4 protein-coding genes are annotated in these 4,526 nt (G+C 30.8%); all 4 read left to right on the top strand.

The features are described from left to right. The first annotated feature begins 228 nt into the window (after positions 1 to 228). The 4 genes from V6137_RS20595 (at position 229) to nadB (ending at position 4,241) form a co-directional block, all read left to right on the top strand. Positions 229 to 801: a tetratricopeptide repeat protein gene (locus tag V6137_RS20595; RefSeq protein ID WP_425449827.1), complete on the top strand. Its 573-nt coding sequence runs from the start codon at positions 229 to 231 to the stop codon at positions 799 to 801. A 72-nt stretch (positions 802 to 873) separates the two neighbouring features. Further along, positions 874 to 1,686 carry an ATP-grasp domain-containing protein gene (locus tag V6137_RS20590; RefSeq protein WP_425449826.1) on the top strand — a complete coding sequence of 271 codons (813 nt, stop codon included), beginning with the start codon at positions 874 to 876 and terminating at the stop codon, positions 1,684 to 1,686. Positions 1,687 to 1,814: 128 nt separating this feature from the next. Then, entirely contained in the window at positions 1,815 to 2,726 is a 912-nt protein-coding gene (gene nadA, locus V6137_RS20585) for a quinolinate synthase NadA (RefSeq protein WP_425449825.1), read from the top strand. Positions 2,727 to 2,738: 12 nt separating this feature from the next. After that, positions 2,739 to 4,241 (top strand): L-aspartate oxidase, encoded by a 1,503-nt coding sequence (gene nadB, locus V6137_RS20580; RefSeq protein ID WP_425449824.1) that lies wholly within the window; start codon positions 2,739 to 2,741, stop codon positions 4,239 to 4,241. Positions 4,242 to 4,526 lie beyond the last annotated feature (285 nt).

The raw sequence follows: 4,526 nt of genomic DNA, 5'->3' as shown, positions 1-4,526 counted from the left end.
CAAATTTCATGTCTGCTCTCCTCGTATTTTATTTGTATATTTTAAAGATTCGACATAAAATCTAAAATTCCTTTTTGAGATTTTTTCCATTTCATTTTAATAATTATTTTTCATGCGATAGCCCTGGAAGATGGGGGACGTAGTCTTAAGGGAAGGGATCATAAAAAGGCTAAAGAATATTTAAAAATTGTAGAGGGTAATAATGGCTTAGATAAGCAGTTAATAGGCATGTTTGGAGATATAGAATTTGATTTAGGAAATTATGATAAAGCAATAGAGTTATATAAAGGACTAGTAGAGGATACATCTTATTATTATCGTTATATAGGAGATGTATACCTATGTAAAAATGATTATAGTAGTGGACTTAAGTATTATGAAAAATATTATGAAATGGAGTCCTCAAATATAGAAGATTTAGTTATGATGTATATTTTAACTAATGATACTGATAAATTAAAAGAGATATTAAAAGATGAAAAGCCTACTGTATATCATCTAGGATACAAAGAAAATATAAACAAATATATAAAAATGGATAAAAGGGAGTATAAAGAGTTTTATAAATCAATAAACAACAATAAGATAGAAAATGCTAAATCTTATTTAAAAAGTAAAGATAATGATTTAGCTAAACTATATAAAGGAATATTTATACTACAAAGTGATAATGATAGGAACAAAAGGAAAGAAGAATATAAAAAGTTATATAAATCCGTTACCAATAAAACCATAAAGGATTTAATGATGAAGTTAGGTAGAGATAATATAAATAGTGGATTTGGAGATGGTTTTGATTAAAAACTATTGACTTATTCCCCCTATAGGTATAATATATTTTTAGTTTTGTATTTTATAAAGGGGAGAAGTCATATGAAACTTATATCATTTAATCCATATAGAACATTGGGAATACCAAATATAACATATATAAAGCCAGAAAATATGTTTAAAGAGATTGATAAAGTAAAAGAGGCAGACTATATACTATTTCCAGAGTATTGGCAGGTAAATTCTCTGGTTTATGGACTAAAGAAAAGAATATTTCCAAATATAAACACCTTTCATTTAGGTCACAACAAAATAGAAATGACCAGAGGACTTATGACGACATTTAAAGATGCTGTACCATATACTAAGATAATGGGTAAAAACAACTCATCTATTGAAATAATAGAAGAGGAATTTGGGTACCCTGTTGTGGCAAAGGAAGTTAAGAATTCAATGGGAGAAGGGGTATTTCTAGTTAAAGATAGAAAAGAATTAAAAACTTATCTAGAAAATAATGATACCCTATATATTCAAGAAAGATTACCAATAGATAGGGATTTAAGGGTAGTTTATATTGGAAACAAAGTAGTTTCAGCCTATTGGAGAATAGGTAAAGAGGGGAGCTTTCATAATAATATAGCTAAGGGAGGAAGTTATAGCTATGAAAATATACCTATAGAAGGGGTTAATTTAGTAGATAAAATAGCAAAAACCTTAGGAATAAACCATGCAGGATTTGATGTGGTTTATGCATATAATAAATATTTTATATTAGAATTTAACGTATTATTTGGCAATGAAGGTATTAAAAAAAGGGGAGTTTCAATTGAAGAAGAAATATATAAATATATATTATCAGATCTAGGTCCTAATAAACCAATGGGACCAGATAGAGGAAGAAAGATTATTTCATAAGCAACCACAGATGTGGTTGCTTTTACTTTCATATAAAAATGCATTGTCAATTATAAATGTAAATGTTATACTCTATACATACAAGTGACAAGACACTTGTAAAAACATTTATTAAAGGAGTTATCAAAATGGATATAAAGAGGGTTATAGATGAAGTAAATAGACTTAAAAAAGAGAAAAATGCTATAATTCTTGGACATAATTATCAAGTGCCAGAGGTCCAGCAAGTAGCAGATATAGTAGGAGATTCCCTTGCCTTAAGCAAGGCAGCTGCTGAAGCTGAAAGTGACACAATAGTTTTTTGTGGTGTTCATTTTATGGCCGAAAGTGCTAAGATATTATCTCCTAATAAAAGGGTATTACTACCGGTTAAAGATGCAGGGTGTCCCATGGCAGATATGGTTACTGCTGAAAAACTAAGGGAGTATAAAAAAGAGAATCCAGATACAACAATAGTTTGTTATGTTAATTCTTCAGCCGAAGTTAAGGCAGAGAGTGATGTGTGCTGTACATCATCAAACGCATTAAAAATAGTTAAAACTCTAGATTCTAAAAGGATATTATTTGTTCCCGATAAGAATTTAGGAAGTTATATAAAAAATCAAATTAACGATAAAGAAATAGAACTATGGCCAGGGTTTTGTATAACCCATCATAGGGTACAAGAAGAGGAAGTACTAAAAGTAAAGAAAGCAAAACCAAATGCAATATTATTGGTTCATCCAGAATGTAATGAAGATGTGGTTAAACTTGCAGATTTTGTTGGAAGTACATCTCAAATAATAGACTATGCTAATAAATCAGATAATAATGAGTTTATCATAGGGACAGAAATGGGAGTTATGGAGAAGTTAAAGAATGATAATCCTAATAAGAAGTTTTACTTATTATCTCCTGGTCTTATCTGTAATAATATGAAAAAGACAGGAATCGCTGATGTATTAGAAGCATTAAAAGAAGAAAAGCATGAAATTCATGTTGATGAAGATATAAGAAAAAAGGCATTGGTTTCGTTAAATAGAATGTTAAAGCTTAGTTAGAGGTGAGGAAGCTTGAGTCTAAATGTTAATCCAGATGTGATAGTAGTGGGTTCAGGTCTAGCAGGTCTTTATACGGCATTAAATATAGAAAAAAATATAAATATATTATTAATATCTAAAGAAGAGATAAAAGAAAATAATTCTTCCCTTGCCCAGGGAGGAATAGCTGCTCCTATAAAAAAAGAAGATAGTTATGAATTACACATAGAAGACACCTTAAAGGCGGGTTCAAAATATAATAACTTGGATATGCTAAACATACTAATAAAATATGCACCCCAAAATATAAAAGAACTTATAAAAATAGGAGTTGAATTTGATAGGGATAAAAATGGAGAGATAAGAACTACAATGGAAGGTGGGCATAGTAAAAGAAGGGTTCTCCATGCAGGGGGAGATGCCACGGGAAGAGAGATTATTAAAAGGTTAGAAAAAGAAGCTAGAATAAGGGGAAATATAGATATATGGGAGAATACAGTAGCTATAGATCTTATTAAAAAAGATAATAGTTGTATGGGGGTAAAAGTATTAAAGGACGATAAAATAGTTAGAGTTATATCAAAACATGTAGTTATTGCAACAGGGGGAATAGGTGAAGTCTATAATAATACTACAAACTCAAAGGTGGCAACTGGAGATGGAGTTGCCATGGCATATAGAATAGGATGTAATATTAAGGATATGGAGTTTATCCAATTTCATCCCACAGCCTTTTACGATAGAGATGAAGGAAAAAAATTTTTAATTTCAGAAGCGGTAAGGGGAGAAGGAGCTATCCTTAGAAACATTTATGGAGATAGATTTATGGAGAAGTATCACATAGATAAGGAATTGGCTCCAAGGGATATTGTAGCCCAAAGTATATATAAGGAATTAAAAAATACTAAAAAAGGCTACGTATTACTTGATATAACCCACAGAGATAGGAGTTTCTTACAAAATAGATTTCCCACTATATATAAAAGGTGTCTTGAAAAAGGTATAAGAATGGAAAAAGACTTGATACCTGTAACTCCAGTTGAGCATTATTTTATAGGGGGAATAAAAGTAGATAAAAACGGAAAGACCAATATAGAAAATCTTTATGCCTGCGGTGAATGTTCAAATACAGGGGTACACGGAGCCAACAGACTTGCAAGTAATTCCTTACTTGAGTGTGTGGTATTTGGAGGAAGAATCGCTGATGATATAAACAATAATACTGATAAGGTTGACAATATAAATTATATAGATATAGAGACTGTATCCACAGATAATAAAATAGACTTTGACATAGAAAGTATAAGAAAAACCATAAGAGAAACCATGGGAGAATATGTAGGTATAGTAAGAAATATAGAAGGTCTTTATAAAGCAAAATCTATAATAGAGGATATATTAAAAAGGTTAAATAATAACTTCTACTATAGTAGAGACTATATAGAAACATTAAGTATGGCCACGGTGGCTAGCTTAATAATAAATAGTTGTATAAAAAGGCGAAATAGCTTAGGTTGTCACTATATTGAAAGTTAATTTAAAATGAGTAATCCATATTTTATAACAAATTGTTGAGAAATCCGTAATCTTTAAGTAGTTGTAAGGGATTCATAATCTTTGAGTAGTTGTAAGGGGATTCATAATCTTTGAGTAGTTTTAAGTCGTTGTAGGGGGATTCGTAATCCCCCTACCAATTTATGTGTGCCCAGCATGGACACAGTCTATAGGGTGAAAGTCCCGAACACCGAAGGTGATATAGGTGCTAGCTGAAGACAAGGGTGTCCACCGTGAGGTGGAATCTGAAGGAAGTCGGCGGCAAAA

Source organism: Dethiothermospora halolimnae, from assembly GCF_037577855.1.
GTDB lineage: Bacteria > Bacillota > Clostridia > Tissierellales > VENL01 > Dethiothermospora > Dethiothermospora halolimnae.
The sequence above is the reverse complement of the archived record's forward strand: the minus strand, read 5'-3'. Positions and strand labels throughout refer to the sequence as shown.

Bases quoted from the DNA above. Each gene is read 5' to 3' on its own strand.
- V6137_RS20595 (WP_425449827.1), top strand. From the start codon at position 229: ATGTTTGGAGATATAGAATTTGATTTAGGAAATTATGATAAAGCAATA.
- V6137_RS20590 (WP_425449826.1), top strand. From the start codon at position 874: ATGAAACTTATATCATTTAATCCATATAGAACATTGGGAATACCAAAT.
- nadA (WP_425449825.1), top strand. From the start codon at position 1,815: ATGGATATAAAGAGGGTTATAGATGAAGTAAATAGACTTAAAAAAGAG.